We start from the raw sequence: 19871 nt of genomic DNA, 5'->3' as shown, positions 1-19871 counted from the left end.
CTCCCACACGTTTAGTCCTGATTCAGCCCAACGCGATACAACACACCATCATCCTCATCGGTCAGCACATACAGAAAGCCATCCGGCCCCTGTCGCACATCGCGGATCCGCGCTTTCAATTCGCCCAACAAGCGTTCCTCGTGGACCACTTTGTCACCCTCGAACTGCAACCGAATCAGCTCCTGACTCACCAGCGCACCGACAAACAGGTTGTGCTGCCATGCCTTGAACCGGTCGCCGTCATAGAACGCCATGCCACTGACACCCGGCGACTTCTCCCACACATGGTGGGGCGCCACTGTGCCCTCTGCCGTTTTGCCCTTGGCTTCGGGAATCGGCAGCAGGGAATAGTTGATGCCATGGGTTGCCAACGGCCAGCCGTAGTTCTTGCCGCGCTCGATGATATTGACTTCATCACCGCCACGGGGCCCGTGTTCATTTTCCCAGATCGTGCCGCTCCAGGGATTCAAGGCCAGCCCTTGCGGGTTACGCTGCCCATAGGACCAGATCTCGGGACGCACGCCGGGTTGACCGACGAAAGGGTTGTCATCCGGCACGCGCCCATCCGGGTAGATGCGCACCACTTTGCCTTGCAACTTGTCCAAATCCTGGGCCGTGGGGCGGTCGTTGTTCTCTCCAAGAGTCACGAACAGGTAGCCATCACGGTCGAAGGCCAGGCGCGAGCCGAAGTGGTTGCCGGTAGACAGCTTGGGCTCCTGGCGCAGGATCACCTTGAAGTCCTCCAAGCCGCTCAAGTCAGCGGCCAAGCGACCACGCCCTACGGCTGTGCCGGCCTTGCCACCCTCGCCACCGCCTTCGGCGTACGACAGGTACACCAGGCGGTCCTGCTTGAAGTCTGGCGACAGCACCACATCCAGCAACCCGCCCTGCCCTTTGGCCCATACCTGCGGCACGCCCTTCAAGGGCGCAGACAGCTTGCCGTCCGGGCTGACAAACCGCAGGTGCCCAGGTAACTCGGTCACCAGGAAACCTTGCTGGTCCGGCAAAAACGCCAGCGCCCATGGATGGTCCAGGCCCTTGGCGACCGGCGTGGCGGTGATGCTGCCTTGCTCAGTGGGGAACTGTTGGCTATCGACGGCATACGCCGCGCTCAACGGCAGCAACGCGGTGGCGCACAGGGCGGCTAGCAGGGTTTTACGTACAAACATAAGGCGAAATCCTCAGCGGCGATTGCCGTTGGCATCATAGGTGGGCGCTTTGGGTGCGGTGGCCGGGCGGCTGGGGGCCGCCTCCTGCTTGGGGTAGCGGTTGCCGATGCCACCGTTTTCCAGCGTTGGCCGCGGGTTGGCCGGGACGGGCTGGATACTGCGAACAGCCGGTGCATTGGGCTGGGTGCCCTGCATGCTATTGGGGTTGGCCCGGTGAATAGGGCCGTGGTCGCTACGCCCCGGCAGGTTTTGCGCCTGGGCCAATGGCGCAAGGGCCAGGCCCAGCGCCAGTGCTGCGAGATGACGTACACAACGGTTCATGGCCAAACCTCTCTATGCCAAGTACTACGTGCTTTCGATAACACGCTACGCCGCGGGTTCGCGTTGTGACACTAAATAGTTTCTCATCAGGTGTAACACGATCTGTCCGAGCATCTATCCGCCGAAACTTTTGCCCTGCCCTGTGAGTCACCAGCACACAGGCTCTTCGTTGAGGAATCACACCTATGCCACGGGCAATCTGGAAAGGCGCCATCAGTTTCGGCTTGGTTCACATCCCGGTATCGCTGGTTTCGGCGACCTCTTCACAAGGCGTCGACTTTGACTGGTTGGACAAGCGCAGCATGGACCCGGTGGGCTATAAGCGCATCAACAAAACCACCGGCAAGGAAGTCACCAAGGAAAATATCGTCAAGGGCGTGGCCTTTGAAAAAGGACGCTACGTGGTGCTCAGCGAAGACGAAATTCGCTCGGCCCACCCCAAGTCCACCCAGACCATCGAAATCATCGCCTTCGTCGCCAGCGACCAGATCCCCCTGCAAAACATCGACACGCCCTACTTCCTCGCTCCGGATAAACGCGGCGGCAAGGTCTATGCACTGCTGCGCGAAGCGCTGAAAAAAACCGGCAAGGTGGCCCTGGCCAATGTGGTACTGCACACCAAGCAACACCTGGCCGCGTTGATGCCGCTGGAATCGGCTCTGGTGCTGGTCATGCTGCGCTGGCCCGCTGAAGTGCGCAGCCTGGATGAGTTGGAACTGGGCAGCGATGTGACAAAGCCGACCCTGGCCAAAGGTGAGTTGGACATGGCCAAGCGCCTGGTGGAAGACATGAGCGCCGATTGGCAGCCCGATGAATACCGTGACAGCTTCCAGGACAAGATCAGGGCGCTGGTGGCGAAGAAGGCCAAGGCCGGCAAGATCGAAGATGTGGAAACGGTCGAAGGCGGCGAAGAGCGAAAATCCGCGGATGTCATCGACCTGACCGAACTGCTCAAACGCAGCCTGGCGGGTAAACCTGCGGCGAAAAAAAGCACCGCGAAAAAGTCCAATAACAAGGCCTCTTGAGCCTGCCATTGACGGGAGAATGACATGGCAAAGCCCCTGAGTGAGTACAATCGCAAGCGCGATTTCAAGATCACCGCCGAACCCGCCGGCAGCTCACCCGCCAGCAAACGCAACGTCTCGGCCCTCAGCTTCGTGATTCAAAAGCACGATGCGCGCAACCTGCACTACGACTTTCGCCTGGAACTCGATGGCGTGCTGCTGAGCTGGGCGGTGCCCAAGGGCCCAAGCCTGGACCCGAGCCAGAAACGCCTGGCGGTGCATGTTGAAGACCACCCACTGAGCTATGGCAGTTTCGAGGGCAGCATTCCCGCCGGCCAATACGGTGCGGGGGATGTGATCGTATGGGACCGAGGCATTTGGCAGCCCCACGATGACCCGCGCAAAGCCTACGCGGCGGGCAAGCTCAAATTCACCCTGGTCGGTGAAAAACTCTCCGGTGACTGGGCGCTGGTACGCACCCGGCTCAAGGGCAGCGGCGACAAGGAGCAATGGCTGTTGATCAAGGAAAACGATCAGCAGGCGCGCTCGGCCTCTGAGTTCGATATCGTCCAGGCCGAGCCCGCCAGCGTGCTCAGCGATGCGGTGGTGGGTAAGCCAAAGGCCAAGGCCAAACCCAAGGCCGCGCCAAAAGCCAAAACGCCCAAGCGCATCGCTGCCCTGCCGGATGAGTTTGCCCCCCAATTGGCAACCTTGGTGGACCGGGCGCCCGAAGGTGATTGGCGCTACGAGATCAAGTTCGACGGTTACCGCATCATGGCGCGCATTCGCGACGGCGAAGTGCGCCTGTTCACCCGTAACGGCCACGACTGGACCGAACGCCTGCCACGTCAGTGCAAAGCCTTGCAAGCCCTCAAGCTCAAGGACAGTTGGCTGGATGGCGAAGTGGTCAGCCTCAATGGCGACGGGCTGCCGGATTTCCAGGCACTGCAAAACGCGTTCGATATCGGCCGCAGCCTGGACATTGTCTATTACCTGTTCGACGCACCGTTTTTGAACGGCCGCGACCAGCGTGAAGACCCGGTCGAAGAGCGTCGGGCTGCGCTTAAATCTGCGCTGTCCGCCAGCCGAAGCAAACTGCTGCGCTTCTCCGAAGCCTTTGCCGCCAGCCAGCGCGATATTTTCGAGAGCGCCTGTGACCTGGCGCTCGAAGGCGTGATCGGCAAGCGCGCCGGCAGCCCCTACGTGTCGCGGCGCAGTGCCGACTGGATCAAGCTCAAATGCCGCCTGCGCCAAGAGTTCGTGATTGTCGGCTACACCCGCCCCCAAGGTTCGCGCAGCGGCTTTGGGGCGCTGCTGTTGGCGGTCAACGATGACACCGGCCTGGTATATGCCGGGCGCGTGGGCACAGGCTTTGACCAGGCGGCGCTGAAAAGTATCTATGCCAAGCTCACCCCGCTTGAGCGCAAGGACTCGCCCCTGCAAAAACCATTGACCAGTGCCCAGGCCCGTGGCGTGCATTGGGTTGAGCCGAGCCTGGTCGGCGAGGTGCAATTTGCCGAATGGACCCGCGAAGGCGTGGTGCGCCAAGCCGCGTTTGTGGGCCTGCGCACCGACAAGCCAGCCTCGCAGATCATTCATGAACAGCCGCGCGCGGCCAAGTCGGTCAAGGCACACGAAACGTCGAAAGCCGGTAAAGCGCAGGCAACGGTGAAGAACGTGAAAATCACTCACCCCGAGCGCATTATCGACAAGCACAGCGGCACGCAAAAACAGCAACTGGCGCAGTTCTACACCGATATCAGCGAATGGATCCTGCCCTTCCTGCGCGCACGTGCCGTGTCATTGCTGCGGGCGCCTGAAGGGATCGAAGGTGAGCAGTTCTTCCAGAAGCACTCAGAGCGTATGGCCATCCCCCACATCAAGCAATTGGACCAGGCGCTGGACCCAGGCCATGCGCGCCTGATGGAAATAGACAGCGTGGAGGCCCTGGTCGGCGCGGTGCAAATGGGTACCGTCGAATTTCACACCTGGGGCGCCACTGCAGACAAGATTGAAACGCCTGACCTGTTTGTTCTCGATCTCGACCCGGACCCGGCCCTGCCCTGGAAAGCCATGCTGGAAGCGGCCCAACTGACCCTGTCGGTACTCGATGAGCTGGGCTTGCAAGCTTTCGTCAAAACCAGCGGCGGCAAGGGCCTGCACTTGATCGTGCCGTTGGCCCGGCGCGACGGCTGGGACACCGTGAAGGCGTTCGCCAAAGCTATTGCCCAATTCATGACCCGGCAACTGCCCGAACGCTTTACCGCCACCAGTGGCCCCAAGAACCGCGTGGGCAAGATCTTTATCGATTACCTGCGCAACGCCCGTGGCGCCAGTACCGTAGCGGCGTATTCCGTGCGGGCCCGCCCAGGCCTGCCAGTGTCGGTGCCGGTGGGTCGAGAGGAGTTGAAAGGATTGCGTGGCGCCCAGCAGTGGACAGTGGCGAACCTGCATCAGCGGCTGCAAACGTTGAAGGATGACCCCTGGGCGGGGTATGCCAATCGACAGAAGATCAGCAAAAAGATGTGGGACAAGCTGGGCGCGCACCCCCCTGGGTGATCCGCGCCTTGAGCCAGGTCAGATAAGAATGAAGATCAGCGCCAGACCGGCAAAGATCGCCCACTTTTCCAGGTAGTAGCGCGTGCGATTGCGCTTCTTGAGCTCTTTGCCACGCAGGCGAATCTTGTACAGACGGGTAAAGGCACGGTTGAGGCCGCCGGTCTTGTCACCCTCATCGTTGGGCGAACCTGCGGCCGCCATCACATTGCGGCTGAACCAGCGGTTGAACGCAGCTGCCCAGCGGTACTTCATCGGCCGTTCGATATCACAGAACAGAATGATGCGGTTCTGTTGGGTGGTGTTTTCCGCGTAGTGAATGTAGGTCTCGTCGAACATCACCGGCTCGCCATCGCGCCAGTAATAGCTTTCGCCATCCACATTGATGTAGCAACCTGGATCGTTAGGGGTATCCAGCCCCAGGTGATAGCGGTACGAGCCCGCATACGGGTCACGGTGACGTACCAGCTTGGAGCCCGGTGGCAGCTCGGCGAACATGGCCGCCTTGATCGAGCCGATGCTTTGCACCAGCTCGGTGGTGCGTGGGCACAGCTTCATCGCCGAGGGGTGACTGTCGCCGTACCACTTGAGGTAGAACCGCTTCCAGCCGGTCTTGAAAAACGAGTTGAACCCTACGTCGTTGTATTGCTCCGAGCGTTTGATCTCACCCGCCCGCATCAGATTCTGGCCTTCTTCGCGGATCTCTTCCCAGTGCTCCTGCAATGGGCTCAGGTCTGGAAAGTCGCTGGGCGAGAGGTAGGGACGGCTGGGCTGCTTGGAGAACAGGTACAGGAAACAGTTGATCGGCGCCAGGAACGTCGAGTGATCGCTAAGCTGGCGACCCAGCTTGTGTCGCACCCGACCGCGCAGGTGTACATACGCAATGGAAGCAACGTAGAGAGCAACAATGATGAGTTTCAAGGGATTCGTCACACGTCAGGGAGAGAACAGGCTGCTCCTGCGGGCCCACAACGGCCGAGGATGGATAAGCAGCACCTGAAATCACAATTCACATATAGGCGACACGGCCGGCGGATAACCGCCTGCGTGCGACCATTGGCAGTTATTTAGCCACACTTTGTAACCAAAGGTTAACTAAGAATTGTGAAAAGCTGTCTACTGAGTGTGCTGGGGGTAAGAGCAGGCAGGCCCTTGAGCTTGCCTGTTTGAGGGCGCTGGAAGGGTTACAGCGGCGAGTCGTTACCCTCGCGGCGATCCCCTAATGCCGTATAGGGCACGGCCTGAGTGCGGCTGCGAACGAAGTAGCGGATCAGCGCAATCATCAGGCCCAGCAACAGTCCGCCAACAAGGCTCAACGCGATAACCAGCGGCTTTTTCGGCTTGATCGGCGACAGAGGCTCCTGGGCTCGACGGTCAATCGTCACCAGCTTGAGGTTGCTCATATCGATATTCAAACCACGCAACCTGGCGACTTCAGCGCGAAGCGGCTCGACGTCCTGCAAGAAGATGTCTTCATTGCCACGCTTGCGCAGCACCTCAACCTCGCGGTTGCTTTCCAGCAGTTGCAGCTCTTTGCCGATCTCGGCAATGCGCGGGTTGGTGAAATCGTCGCTGGTACGCTGCTGCAATGCAGCGCGTTCGGCTTCCAACGCCTCGGTCCCCATGAAATACAGCGGGATCTTCTGGTTGTTCACCTCGGTCCGCATGACCTGGCTCGAACCCGTGCGGGTGGAGTCGGCCATTGAGGACGGCGTTGTCGGTGTACGAATGCCCATGGACTTGGCAATGCTGATGGCTTCGGCCAATTCGGCGAGGCGGTTGGTGCGTTCCATCTTCATCTGCAGGCGCAGGGCGCTGAGTTCATCCTGCAGTTGGGCACGCTTGAGCCGGTCCGCTTCCAGCAGCTTGGCGATTTTCGATTCTTTATCGGTATCGTAGTTGGCGCGGGCGGCGTCGATCTTGCCCTTGAGCTCGCTCAAGCGGTTATTGACGATCACCTTGAGGTCGGCCCCCACTTGCTGGCGCTCGGCGGCAATGGCGTAGTCCACAAAACCGTTGAGGATCGCAACACCATCGACGTCGGTCGGGTATTGCAGTTCCAGACGGATATAGCTGCTCAACGAATCGGATTTCTTGGGGTCAGGCAAAATCAGATTGACCGAATTGCGGTTGAACGCCTCAAAGCTCTGCTCAAGGGTTTGCCCCGGTTTCTTGAACGCCTTGAACAACTCCTCATGATCCTTGAAGAACCCCAGGCGTGCATCATAAGAGTCCAACTGCGCGCCCACTTTGAGCAGCGCATCGGCAGGCGGCAACTTATACACTTCCGAACGGTTCAAGGCGTCTAGCTCGTTGATTGCAGCAGGCCGCAACACACTGCTGACTTCATAGGTCTTGGGTGCCAGGAAGGCATAACCTGCGCCTAATACCCCGGCCAGAAGCGTACACCCGATCACCAGCTTTTTTTGTCGCCAGATGGCGTGAAACAATTCAAATAAATCAATTTCATCAGACGCTGCGGAAGGCGGAAGCGGGGAAGTACGATTCAAAATAAGAACACCTTAAAATAATACTAAAAGGCCATCATTCTCAGAAGTCTAAAAGACTTCAAAAATCAGGGACAACGCCCTGGATACGGCAGACCAATGGCGATGTGACCACTCAGTCCCCTGAAATATCCCACAAACTTAGGGATTATTTCGGTTTCATTTCGGTGAGTAAGCCAAATGACACAGCCATGTCAGACTGATCTGGTTGCAAGCGTAGTCAATACAACATGAAAAAGCTGTCAAATAGCTGTCTTATAAAGAAAAAAATTTCGCCTACAGGCGGAACAGTGTCAGCCTCAATAGAATTGAACATTTTTTTGAACAGCAATAAGGAGTTTGCATGTCACCCCTTTCCGCTTCGGACTTTCGCGCACTGCAAGGCACTTGGGAACAAACAGCCCTTGAAGACAGTGGCGTGCTTAACCCCGTGGATGCCCACAGCGCGCCGGGAGCAACGACGACAATTGCGGGGGATCGCTTCGAAGTGACCACGGTCAGTGGCGAAGTATTATTGGCAGGACGCTTCGTACTGGACGCCAGTACCACGCCCAAAAGCATTACCTGGACGGACGACATGGGCGATGATGCAGGCAAGCAACTCCCCGCCAGTTACCGGCTCGACGGCGATGATTTCGTATTTATCGCAGCGGATGAAGGCATGCCCAGGCCCACCGTGTTCAGCACCGGCCCTGGGCAAACCATGCGCACCTTTGTGCGGCGGTCTTGATCAAATGTGGGAGCTGGCTTGCCTGCTCCCACATGTTGGAACGCGGGGCTTCAGGGAGATAGGCGGTGACGTGACCATCCGATTTGATCACGGCATTTTCACAAGGCCTTCACTTTTCCACCTATAGGGTGAAGCCTACCTACTCCAGTGAATCCCTTGGCCCGCCCTCTCCTCGCGGGCTTTTTTTTGCGTGCTGAAACCCTCGTTCACCGCGAAACTTATCGCCCAGCCCACAGGTCATTAACCCAACGCGTGTTCAGCCCCTGAACGCCGCTCTTGAAGGTCGCATCGTGGCCCGTCATTCAAACCTGCGTATCGCTTTATCCCTGGACAGCCTGAACTTCTTTCTCGCCGATGTACGCGACGGTCTCGGACCGTACCTGGCGATCTACCTGCTGGCCGTGCATCAATGGGAGCCGGCCAGTATTGGCGTGGTCATGACCCTCGCAGGCATCGCTGCCTTGCTGACCCAAGGCCCCGCGGGTGCGTTGATCGACCGCACTCGCAGCAAACGTGCGGTGGTCGCCCTGGCCGCGCTGTTGGTGACGGGCAGTTGCCTGATGCTGCCCTTCGTCAGTTCATTTGGCTGGGTGGCGCTGACCCAAGCTGCCAGCGCCGTAGCTGCCTCTGTCTTTGCCCCGGCAATTTCCGCCATTTCGCTGGGAATCACCGGGTCGCGTGCCTTCACCCGGCGTACCGGGCGCAACGAGACTTTCAACCATGCCGGCAATGCCGTGGCCGCATTGCTGGCCGGCGGGCTGGCCTACCTGTTCGGGCCGGTGGTGGTGTTCTACCTGATGGCGTTCATGGCCGTCGCCAGTGTCATTGCGGTCAGTTGCGTGCCGGCCAAGGCGATTGACCATGAGGTCGCCCGTGGTTTTGATCCGGCCCATCACACCGACCACGAACAGCCCTCGGGGCTTAACGCGCTGCTCACCAACCAACCGCTGCTACTGTTCGCCATCTGCTGCGCACTGTTTCACCTGGCCAACGCCGCGATGCTGCCGTTGGTCAGTCAGAAACTGGCGCAGATCAATCTGCAGATGGCTACCCCGCTGACTTCAGCCTGCATTGTCGCCGCACAGTTGGTGATGGTGCCGATGGCCTGGCTGGTCGGGCTCAAGGCCGATATCTGGGGGCGCAAGCCACTGCTGCTTGCCGGTTTCCTGATACTGCCGTTGCGTGGCGTGCTCTATACCCTATCCAGCGACCCATATTGGTTGGTAGCCGTGCAGATGCTCGACGGTATCGGTGCCGGCATTTTCGGCGCCCTGTTCCCGGTGATCGTCAAAGACCTGACCCAAGGCACCGGGCGCTTCAACGTCAGCCTGGGCGCCCTCTCCACCGTATTTGGCCTCGGCGCGGCGCTCAGTAGCAGCCTGGCCGGTTTCGTGGTGCAGCAGGCTGGCTACAACGCGGCGTTCCTGACGTTGGCGGCAGTTGCAGCCGCTGCCTTGATGCTGTTGTGGCTGGCGATGCCGGAGACCTTGGCAAAACCATCCTTCGCTCGCCATACAACTGTCGCCTGACATATGCGACAATGCGCGTCAAACTCCAACCCCCCCCCCCACATTTTGTGTTCGGCGAGCGGGCGTCCTCAATACTGGTTAGTCAGTAATGATCCCGGCGCGGATATTGAAAACAGTTCGTCCAGCAACTGAAGCGAGTTCGACCGTTGGCTGCCTTCAGCCCGGCTTCGATAGCCGCAAGATCCTCCTGATCATCTTCGACTGGTTGCCTGGCTGAGTACAGAGGAGGAAATCGCTCGTCTCTTCTGCCGTAGCCGGGCTTTTAGGGCAAAGACGCATCCCCGCCCAGTGACTGATACAAGGTGTTCAGATTCTGCAACTGGCTCAACCTCGCTTGCGCAAGTTGCAGCTCGGCATTTCGGTGCGACTCCTGAGCATCAAGCCAAAATCGCAAAGCAACTGCGCCGGCGCGATAGCGGATCTCATACAAGCGTTCCGCCTCACCCGCAGCGACTACGTTCAGCGCCTGAAGCTCAGCCTGCTCAGCCAGATGGCTGCGTGCAGACAACGAATTCTCGACATCTGCAAAGGCCTGATAAAGCGTCTGGCGAAACTCTATGACCGCACTTTCATATTGGACCTGCGCAATTTCAGTATTGAAACGCAAGGCCTTGAGGTCGAGAAATGGTAGCGCCAGACCCGCGCCCAGCGTAGCCACTGGATTGGCCAACACGCTACTCAGCGTGTCACTGGTGGAGCCCATGGCACCTGTCAGCGTCAAAGTCGGATAATAACTGGTGCGCACAACATCTACGTTTGCCAGACTCTGCCGCAAATTGAGCTCTGCTGAGCGCAGGTCCGGGCGACGGCTCAAGAGCGCCGCAGGCAATCCCTCCTCTACGGCAGGTAGTGCCCCCATGGGTAACGCCTGAGGCTCCTGGCCCAGCACCTCCTCCAGAATATTGGTCGCAGGTGCCGTGTTGAACAGTATCGCCAGCGCGTTGCGCGTCTCGACTTGCGCTTGTCGCAGTTGAGAAAGGCTGCTTCGCTGGGTCAGCACCGTTTGCTCCGCCTCACGTCTTTCCAGCGCCGAAACTGCGCCCGCAACTGATTGAGCCTGTACGAGTTGTTGCGTCCGCTGTGCGGTCGATAAACTTTTTTCGGCCGAGGCGACGCGCTGGTTGAAATACGCCAGTCTCCAATAGAGATCGGCCGTCGTACCCACGACGTTGAGGCGTACAGTTTCGCGGTCCGACTGGGATGCTTCCAATGCCCAACGAGCGATATCTCGCTCGCGAGAGAGGCGCCCCCAGAGGTCGACCGTGTAACTCACCCCAACTCTCATCGAGCTGGAGCGGGTATTTGGATACCGGTCTCCGTCGAGTCGACGCCCATTTGCGGCATTTACGTTTCCTTGAGGACCAAAGTGCAGTGGATCACCGGCCAGCGCGGCCACTAATTGAGCCTCTCGCACATTTAACGCGGCTTTGGCCAAATCGTTATTGCGTGCCAAAGCCGAGTCAATAAGCCGATTGAGCTTCGGGTCATAAAAACGTTGCCACCAGGGCGAGCCACTCGCGCCCCAAAGTGCTCCTGCTTGTTTCCCGCCGGCATAAGCCCACTGGTCGGGCACTCCCGGTGTCGTCTTCTCGGAAGGTCCACCCGAGCACGCGATCAACATGAGCGTTGCGCCAGTTATCAGGCACAACCTCACGCCATGCACGCCGACAGCAGCCACTCCAGCCTCCGTATGCTGTCGGAAAGACACGTCCGCACTGATGCATTTCGCCAAAATATGCATGATCAGTATTGAACGTCTCTGGAGGCAGAAACTGCCATCGACATTTGCGCAAGCAGCGACGGCAATTGCGATATATCGCTGATAAGCGGCACCGAGTGTCGAACAGAAACAGGATCAGCCTTGTTTCCTTCCGCTATCCAAACTGCACGCATACCTGACTCGATAGGCGCCAACACGTCTTTATGCCACGTGTCGCCGACAAACACGACCTGCTCCGGGATCGCGCCTATGCGCCTGAGCAGTATTTCGAAAAATACAGGGTGAGGCTTCCTGAAACCAATCTCGCTGGAGATGATAACGGCAGAGAACTCATCGGCAATGGCTGCTCGTTGGAGAGACTCGATTCTGACTTTAGAGGAACGTAAAGTATTGGAAGCCAGGCCGATCTTGTAACCTTGGCTCTTGATTTCACGCACTGCCGCCGCTGCAGCGGGAGTGACTTCACCGTCGCCGAGCTGTCGGAGAAAAGAGTCAACAACATGCTGTGTACCCACAAACGGGATATTGAGTTCACGTAACACATCGTGAAGGATCGTGCACAGACTGACGTCCAGCCCCAACGCTCTACCACGCTCATCGGCCCCTTCCCAACTTCGCTGCAATATGTGAAGAAATTGCTCGCGCTGTTGTGGGGGCAGCACACGTGAAAAATACGCACCCAGGTTGTTGCAGGTTACCCGTGGACTGGGTAAAGCGAGCGTTCCGCCGTAATCAAATATCACCCATTTTTCTTCGATGCTCATTTTGGACTTCCAGCCTGTTCAAGATAGGTTTCGTAATAAGCGTCATAAATGCCCGACTCCAGCAGCACGTCATCCACTTGATTCAAGTTAATACCGGCGCAGAACTTCTCCGGCGTTCTAATACCACTCGCCAACAGAATCAGCACTGCGGAGCGGAAAATATCACCGGCTTTATTGGGAATCGAATCAGACTCAAACAAGTTGACCGATCGACCATCCCCCAATTGATAAAATACTCGTCCATCGGCCAATCGATATTCGTTACCGAATCCGGGAATATTGACAATCTGCTGTTTACCAAGATTCTTATTTATTTCGGACAGATCCCGAGTCGCAATACCGGTCAAATAGCAGCCGTTTGGAATTAGGTCTAGATCCTCTGCTCCAATAGAGACTTCGCCGGAACAACCTACCACCAACATTGGCTTATGCTGTTCAAGAGCGGCTCTCAACGAGGAGAATGTACGGAAACCTTCTTCAGCTGCACAGATAAGTGGAATTTTGTGTACATCGACGACTACAACCTGACAGCCAATAGATCGAAACTTCTGAGCCAATGGCCGTCCGGCATTCCCGTAACCGGCAATAATCACCGTTCTACCGGAAAACTTTTCGTCACTTAGCATGTGCCTGACTCTTCTGAAACAGGCATCGGATATTTCGGGATAAACCAACGCTGTTTTGAGTTTCGACCGCGCCAGGTCCAATATCGGCATGGAGAGCGAAGCCAGCTTGCTCAAGCGCTTGATACCGATGATTGTCAGTTCGATCGTGAAATCGATCAGATGCTGTCGCTGCCCGAACACCATTGGCATCAACGCGCCGTCGTCGATCAGAATAACTCGGCGTCCCGCAGCCTTGGCCTGGAGCACAAACTGCTCGATCAACCCATAAACCGATGAAGTGTTTTCATCGAAGGCTTTTGAGTCAAACGCGGCGTTGTCAAACAAGCCAACATTGAAATGCAGGCTCTTGAGGTACGACGCAATCCTGTCGCGCTTCAGCGTACGGTCCCCCTTGGACAAGGCAAATATCCAGCGAGGATTGATACCGGAGTCTTTGCATGACAGAAGAAATCCCAGGTTATCTTCCAGAAAATGGTCGCGGAATATCAGCGCAACGTTATCGTTCTCAAAATTATGCTGCGCACTCACGCTCGCTAAAAGTGGAAACCCACCGCGGATAAGATCCACTTCGTCACTGGAGTACGATGAACAGTAAACCCGCAAAAAATCAACGGCAAGCAGATAGGCTTGATTCGATATCGCATCCGAATTCCGAGAAATAATCATGATATCCGTCATCTGATGACGGGCTGCAAAGGGCGATGACACTGCCGTCCTTTTCGCATCGGCAGACTTGGCTGCAATTGTTATCTCACAGGATTTATGTGAAAAAACGACATGCGACAGACCTCGACTGACCTCCCAGTCGGACGCCGTAAAAAATATATCCAGGGTTTGAACGATTGCTTCAATCAATTGCTCGGGCTCACCCTGACACTGAAAGGCCTCAAAGGTCCCGCGTTCAATATCCGAAGCGATGTGTTGGTCCAACCGAACGATACTTTCCATAATTCCCTTTGACCTGCGACAGACTTATTAATTATTCATCGCTTTCAGAAGCGCTGCGGCTTCCGCAGGCGAAAGGACTGACGCGATGCGTCCTTCGCTCATCAATAGGATTCGATCGACCGACAGTACGGTTTCTGGTCGATGCGCGATAATGATGCGGGTGATCTTCAGTGATTTGATCGCCCGACTGACCGCTCTTTCATTGGCGACATCAAGGTGACTCGTGGCCTCATCAAGCAGCAAAATGCGAGGGCGTTTATATAGCGCCCTCGCCAGAAGGATTCGTTGCTTTTGACCGCCAGAGAGTACCGCCCCCATGTCCCCTACCAATGTGTAGTACTGCATGGGCATCGCTTCGATCTCTGCGGAAATGTTCGCCAGTTCCGCGCACTTCGTAACCCATTCGAAGTCGATTTCGCTATCAAAACCAGCGATATTTTCGACAATTGAACCGCCGAAGAGCATGTCATCTTGCAAAACGGTACCCAGCATCTTTCTGACGTTCTCGACACCCATGCTGGTGATATCTTCCCCACCGATGAGAATTCGTCCCTTTGCGCCCTGATAAATACCCAGAATGACATTGAATATTGTCGATTTACCACAACCCGACGGACCGATAATGGCAACCGACTCCCCGGCTTCTACTTTGAAATCCAGGTCATCAATTACGTTCTTCTCGAAGAGCGAGTATTGAAAGAAAACATTCCGGCATTCCAACGTCGCAGGTAACCGATTCGGTTCAACGTCAACCGTATCGCCCACACTTTCAGGTGTTGACAATACGATGTCACTCAAACGATCTGCCTGCAGTTGAATATTCTGAATTATAAACAAATTATCGATCAACGCCGCCACTCTGGTTTCAAATAGCATTTTATATCCCAGAAACGCGATCAGCGCACCAACCGTATACTCTTTGTCAATCACCAACAGCGCACCACACCAGATCACTACAATATTCTGAACATCAAAGATCAACGCGCGGGCAAACTTAAACCAGATCTCCATTTTTTGAGTATTGAGTTTGGCGTTGGTTTGTTTGACGAATAGGGACATCCAGGCGAGTCTACGATCACGCTGCTGACCGTAGAGTTTAATCTGACGGATACCGCGAATGGTTTCGAGCAAATACGAATTCTGTTTGGCACTGTGAATGATTTCATTTCTGGATGAGTCCAGCAGCGCAGCGTTCATTAACCAACGGACCATAAAATAAAGCAGTGTACTCAGCAGGACGATCCCTCCCAACAATGGCTGGTAGAACAACATGATCACAATGACAACCACTGAAAAAATCCCGTCCAGAACGGATTCGATAAAAGAGGTTGTCAGCATCCGTTGAATAGCATCTATACCGCCGAATCTCGACGTTACGTCTCCCACGTGTCTTTTCTCAAAATACTCAAGCGGCAACGACAACATGTGTTCAAGGATATTATCTTTCCATTGCACATTAAGGCTGGTACCCAAATACATAAGAAACCAACTTCGGACCGAACCAATGAGATTCCTAAGCAAATAAACTACGGCAAAGCCAGCAGCTAACACTGCAAAAATATACCGATCGTTTGCACCGATCGCGTTATCAACTACCATCTGGATGTAAAACGGCGCAAGAGCAGTAAAAAACTCCAAGGCAAATGCGAGTAAAAGTACAGACGCAATCGCCCGTTTTCGTCTGCGTAGCTTGCCCATCAATTGTGCAAGCGGAACATTCCTTTTAGGCTTCTCAGGCACGAAGTCCGGGTTTGGCCAGATTTCAATGGCCACACCCGTGAATGATTGGGATAGTTGCTCAAGCGGAAGCCGCCGTTCACCATGCGCCGGATCAACAATAATGGCGTGGTCTGTGCCGATACTTTTTAGCACCACGAAATGATTGAAATTCCAATGCAGAATGCATGGCAGTTTCATTTGCCGCAGCCCAGTAAGGCCGGTACGAATGGGGCGACTGGAAAGGCCGTTGTGTTTGCACACCCTTAACAGCGAACCAAGAGAAATTCCTTTCAGCGAAACCGCAAATCTGAGTCGCAAATCGCGCAAGGTTACATGGTGGCCGTAATAGTTAGCCAGCATCGCTACGCACGCCAGACCGCATTCAGTAGATTCGGTTTGCAAGACAGTTTGAAATCGCGACTCAAACAGCCGAGAAAAGTACGACCTGTTTTTCATAGTGGTGACTATTTAAGTTTTTCAGAGAGTGAAAAAAAAGGACGAAGGAGCCATTGGTAGATTTTGTGCTGCTCCAACATGATGTCTGCGTCAATGATAAGCCCTGGTTTGAGGTTATACGTCGATCCACTCCCGTTGATGGTCTGTGACTCGATTCTTGCCTTGACCAGATACATGGGCTCGGTAATGGAAAGCTTTGAGCCCAAGGCTATTTCGTCCGGTAGCAATGAAGTACCAGAGATCGAATAGACAATGCCCTTACCTTGGCCAAATTGTTGGTAGGGATAAGCCGAATAGCGGAGATAGACCGCATCTCCTTTCTTGATAAATCCAATGGCAGCCGCCGGCACAAGGAGACGAGCCTCCAGTTCAGACCCAGAAGGTAAAATGAACGACACGGGCTTGGTGTTTTCATAGTAGGAGCCATTTGATCCCTGAATGGCGGTAACTACACCAGCGACGGGGGACTTCACGACGATACCTTTTTGATACTCCGCAGCGAGGATCTGCTCCTCGAGTGCCAACAGGTCACCTTTGATCTGCAACTGTCGATTACCAAACTCAGAAGTGGCTTTTTTTCTATCGAACGAGAAACTCGCGATATCTCGAACTACGGCTTCAAGTTGCCTTTGCCGCTCGCGATAATCGATTTGACTGTTCAAGGCAGTAATAGTCTTCTCAGTCATTGAGTCATCGGAAATCGCCTCCTGCAGGCGCGCTTCTTCGTACTTTTTAAGACTGGTGGATAAAAGCAGATTCTTCTTTTTAACGTCGTTGAGCTGTGCAGCAATCAGCAACTTCTCACTTTGTTTCGACTCGATCTGACTTGTCAGGCTACGTAGATACTCGGCATTGGCTATTTCTTCACTTTCCAACTGACGCTGCAACAGCTCCTTGCGTTCGATCAGCAGGCCAATGGTTTCAGTCGATGTACCACGGCTCTCCGCGCCAAACACCTCAGTGGAGACTACGAACAGAGGGTCGTCCTGTTTGACGACTTGGTCTTCGGACACATAGTATTGTTTTATAACACCTGATTTAGGCAGATATACAGGAAAAGCGCCCTGAGTAGAGAACAACTCACCCTTGACATTAACCCTTTTTGTATATGACCCAAAAACGAAGAAAGCAATCAATAACGCCAGCGTCAAAGTGACAATAATCAGAATGGCACGATAAGAGTCGGGTAAAAACAGCAATACTTCGCCATAGAGCGTTTTCGAGTCCTTCCTCGCGTCCAAAGCTTTCTGTCTGAATAGTTCTTTCTTTTCCATATTGGCTACTCAGGCCTTTGATCTGGCCACGTGCCGAAGAAGACATCCAGGTCGGCAGAGAGAAACTCGCCTCCGACCACATGTTGTTCTATAAATTCAGCATATTGATAAATGAAGCAGAGCAGTTCGGACTTCAACCCTTGATGGATTTCCACGAAACTCACGCTGTTTTCCTGAGCCGCAGTAACGGACCAACTCGCTAATTCTATGAAGCGGGTAGTGGCTGCACTCTCACCGCCCAAAGTGCGTGACAGGTTTCTGGCACGCTTAAATAATAGGTGCTCAAATGGGTCCTTCATACGAGAAATTTTTTTTGCCATCAGGCAATGCGGTGTTGCGAATTTTTGTCTATCCGCTCTTGCTTCATACCCGGGTGTTTGACGCCAGAGCCAGCAGCGCATGGTTTCGTATATCAGACAGGCGAGTTCAAGCTCTTCGATCACTTGTGCCAAGTCACATATGATTTCAAGCTCGTCTACCGAACTCATCAAGTGCTCATCAGCCTGCGCAGCCCCGTCACACGACTCAGTAATTAATGAAAGATACTTGATTATCGTTGTCTTCGACGCTGCACAAGACTCCTTTGCACCCACTAGATGTCCGCGAGTATCCGCGTAATCGTAGAGTTCTGCAGGCGTGATTCTCACTCCCGCCAACGCGCCATTGTATTCCAGGGCTACCAATGACAACAGATTCATCAAACCATGAAAGAATCGTGAGGCAACCGAGCATACCGCCGGAATGGACGCACTCTCATTGAGCAGCATTCTGCAGAAAAACAAACTGGGAGATTTGTAACCCATGTAGGAAAGTGCGTACAACTGTGCCATATCTGGCCCAGATCCTCCATCGTCATGCTGATCAACCAGGTACTTCCCCATCCCCCTTATCAAATCCGTCACGGTATCTTGATGACGCGAAAGCGACTTTAACGACTCCACATTGATGGGCTTGTCTACCTTGCCCCGCGAATCTGAGTAAGGACACACTTGATACGCGGTACTATCAAGTTTGTACAACAAAGATCGGCCCTCAAGAACAGGACGCTGTTCATCATCCAACCTGTCAGTGGGGCAGAAAAGCAGAAATACCTTATTACGCCTCATGTAATCGACGTCAAAAGGGTACGGCAATGAAAAAGTCATTCGTGGAATCCGCAAAACCTTGGACGCATGGCAGGAAAGGACGGGTAAAGCACCCGTCCGGAAATAAATCGGACGTATTAAAGAAGCTCTATGACGCCATGCGTTGCCAAGAGGTAAAGCAATTCTGAAAGTTGTGCTTTCGGAAAATCTGGAAAGCTCATTTCAATTTCAGCAACGGTTGTCGTCGGATGCTTAGTGAGAAAGATCTTTAAGCTCTGGAGCTCATCTTTGAAAGAAAATTTTCCATTGTGATTGATGACATAGTCCTGGGCAAGATCAGAGCGCAATATGTTAAAGCGGATGCCTGTATGGCCAGCAAGGGTCTTGATACTCAAATCGCCCAGCGTCTCCAGACTTAAACGTGTTTCGAGAACCTGTTCGCCGACATGTTCTTCCATGAACCGCTGGTAGCAAGCCGGATCGTTCATGAGTTGCCCGATGTGTTCGCTCAATGCACGGATCGCTTGATGATCCTGCTCATGATTTTCCAAGGCGATTCGAGCATGAACGCAATCTGGGAGTTGACGAAATATCCATCGCACATAATCGACACCGAAGGCAGGAAAGGTACCTATCGCCAGGTGAACCGTTGGCTCGCCCAAGGGGGTGACGTTATGCCACCAGCCACGAGGGATATAAAGAATATCGCCCTCTTCAAGAATGAAATCAAGATAAGGCTTTTCTGGGCACGGGTGCTTATGCTCCAGATATTTGCTCTGATGCATATAGAGTGGCGCGTCAAACGTGGGCTCGTAAATAACCCAGCGCTTTCGCCCCTTCAACTGTACCGCAAAAACATCTCGTGAGTCCCAGTGCTCGCGGTAGGCGTCAGTTTCACCAAACGCGATGTAAGCAGAGGTGACTGTCTGTCTACCCGTAAATTGAGCAATGTCTTTGGCGTAATCGTTAAAAGCCGGCTCATCGTAGATATTATTAGCTACAACCGTGCCGCCTTGACGAAGAAAATCATAGAGCGCAGGCTTGTTCAGCTTTCTTCGTACATCACCGACATGAAAATAGGTGTGGACATACTTATCCTTCGCCATATTTCCATGAGGGAAAGAAACACGAAAATTTTCCGACTGTGGATCACACCTGGAAATGATGTCATTGATGTCAGACCACTGCACATTGTAGGTATCTACCGCTTTCTTTATAACAAGTGGCAAACGCTCCTGATATTCTTTCTTGAAGCTTTCAGCGCTAATCTTGAAATCGATTGTCATTTTTCACGGCTAACTGAGTATTTTTCTAATTTTATTGAGCCGCAAGAAGCCTATTTCTATTTCGGCGAATCCGAAATTAGTCTTCCCCAACCCCCTGGTGTCGGCGAGTCAATGATAGTTTTATTACAAACTCAGCCCAAGCAAAAACAGGTCGCATGAAAAACACTGCGAACATCG

General features: G+C 54.5%; 15 protein-coding genes. 4 read left to right on the top strand and 11 right to left on the bottom strand.

The genetic code is table 11. The features are described from left to right. Positions 1–11 precede the first annotated feature (11 nt). Together AB4P90_RS13715 and AB4P90_RS13710 are read right to left on the bottom strand one after the other, a co-directional pair. On the bottom strand, positions 12–1169 hold the full coding sequence (locus tag AB4P90_RS13715; protein WP_014718366.1) for a PQQ-dependent sugar dehydrogenase: 1158 nt from the start codon (positions 1167–1169) through the stop codon (positions 12–14). Between the two features lie 12 nt (positions 1170–1181). After that, the gene (locus AB4P90_RS13710) at positions 1182–1490 is read right to left on the bottom strand and encodes a hypothetical protein (protein WP_014718365.1); all 309 of its coding nucleotides are present in this window, start codon (positions 1488–1490) and stop codon (positions 1182–1184) included. Between the two features lie 185 nt (positions 1491–1675). Here AB4P90_RS13710 and AB4P90_RS13705 point away from each other — a divergent pair, with 185 nt between their 5' ends. Together AB4P90_RS13705 and ligD are read left to right on the top strand one after the other, a co-directional pair. Next, entirely contained in the window at positions 1676–2515 is an 840-nt protein-coding gene (locus AB4P90_RS13705; protein WP_014718364.1) for a Ku protein, read from the top strand. Between the two features lie 24 nt (positions 2516–2539). Beyond that, positions 2540–5053 (top strand): DNA ligase D, encoded by a 2514-nt coding sequence (gene ligD / locus AB4P90_RS13700; RefSeq protein WP_395606002.1) that lies wholly within the window; start codon positions 2540–2542, stop codon positions 5051–5053. Between the two features lie 18 nt (positions 5054–5071). Here the strand turns inward: ligD and lpxO are convergent, their stop codons facing one another. Then, a complete protein-coding gene (gene lpxO, locus AB4P90_RS13695) occupies positions 5072–5971 on the bottom strand; it encodes a lipid A hydroxylase LpxO (protein WP_014718362.1) in 900 nt (299 codons plus the stop codon). Between the two features lie 263 nt (positions 5972–6234). Then, positions 6235–7560: a Wzz/FepE/Etk N-terminal domain-containing protein gene (locus AB4P90_RS13690; RefSeq protein WP_014718361.1), complete on the bottom strand. Its 1326-nt coding sequence runs from the start codon at positions 7558–7560 to the stop codon at positions 6235–6237. Positions 7561–7900: 340 nt separating this feature from the next. Between AB4P90_RS13690 and AB4P90_RS13685 the strand changes: the two genes are divergently transcribed. After that, positions 7901–8287, top strand: coding sequence for a TIGR03067 domain-containing protein (locus AB4P90_RS13685; protein WP_019820134.1), 387 nt, complete (start codon positions 7901–7903; stop codon positions 8285–8287). 290 nt (positions 8288–8577) lie between these two features. After that, entirely contained in the window at positions 8578–9816 is a 1239-nt protein-coding gene (locus tag AB4P90_RS13680; protein ID WP_395606001.1) for an MFS transporter, read from the top strand. Between the two features lie 262 nt (positions 9817–10078). Here AB4P90_RS13680 and AB4P90_RS13675 read toward each other — a convergent pair whose 3' ends face one another. The 7 genes from AB4P90_RS13675 to AB4P90_RS13645 form a co-directional block, all read right to left on the bottom strand. Then, on the bottom strand, positions 10079–11494 hold the full coding sequence (locus AB4P90_RS13675) for an efflux transporter outer membrane subunit (protein ID WP_395606000.1): 1416 nt from the start codon (positions 11492–11494) through the stop codon (positions 10079–10081). 65 nt (positions 11495–11559) lie between these two features. Further along, positions 11560–12300, bottom strand: coding sequence for an HAD family hydrolase (locus AB4P90_RS13670; protein ID WP_395605999.1), 741 nt, complete (start codon positions 12298–12300; stop codon positions 11560–11562). Next, positions 12297–13874 (bottom strand): hypothetical protein, encoded by a 1578-nt coding sequence (locus tag AB4P90_RS13665; protein WP_395605998.1) that lies wholly within the window; start codon positions 13872–13874, stop codon positions 12297–12299. The genes AB4P90_RS13670 and AB4P90_RS13665 overlap by 4 nt, the downstream gene beginning before the upstream one ends. A 27-nt stretch (positions 13875–13901) precedes the next feature. After that, entirely contained in the window at positions 13902–15953 is a 2052-nt protein-coding gene (locus AB4P90_RS13660; protein WP_395605997.1) for a peptidase domain-containing ABC transporter, read from the bottom strand. A gap of 104 nt (positions 15954–16057) precedes the next feature. After that, a complete protein-coding gene (locus AB4P90_RS13655) occupies positions 16058–17323 on the bottom strand; it encodes an HlyD family secretion protein (RefSeq protein ID WP_395605996.1) in 1266 nt (421 codons plus the stop codon). Positions 17324–17328: 5 nt separating this feature from the next. Further along, positions 17329–18468: a hypothetical protein gene (locus AB4P90_RS13650; protein WP_395605995.1), complete on the bottom strand. Its 1140-nt coding sequence runs from the start codon at positions 18466–18468 to the stop codon at positions 17329–17331. A gap of 77 nt (positions 18469–18545) precedes the next feature. Next, the gene (locus AB4P90_RS13645) at positions 18546–19694 is read right to left on the bottom strand and encodes a JmjC domain-containing protein (protein WP_395605994.1); all 1149 of its coding nucleotides are present in this window, start codon (positions 19692–19694) and stop codon (positions 18546–18548) included. Positions 19695–19871: the final 177 nt, after the last annotated feature.

Source organism: Pseudomonas sp. B16120 (genome assembly GCF_044218845.1).
In the GTDB taxonomy this organism is placed as follows: domain Bacteria; phylum Pseudomonadota; class Gammaproteobacteria; order Pseudomonadales; family Pseudomonadaceae; genus Aquipseudomonas; species Aquipseudomonas paracarnis.
The sequence above is the reverse complement of the archived record's forward strand: the minus strand, read 5'-3'. Positions and strand labels throughout refer to the sequence as shown.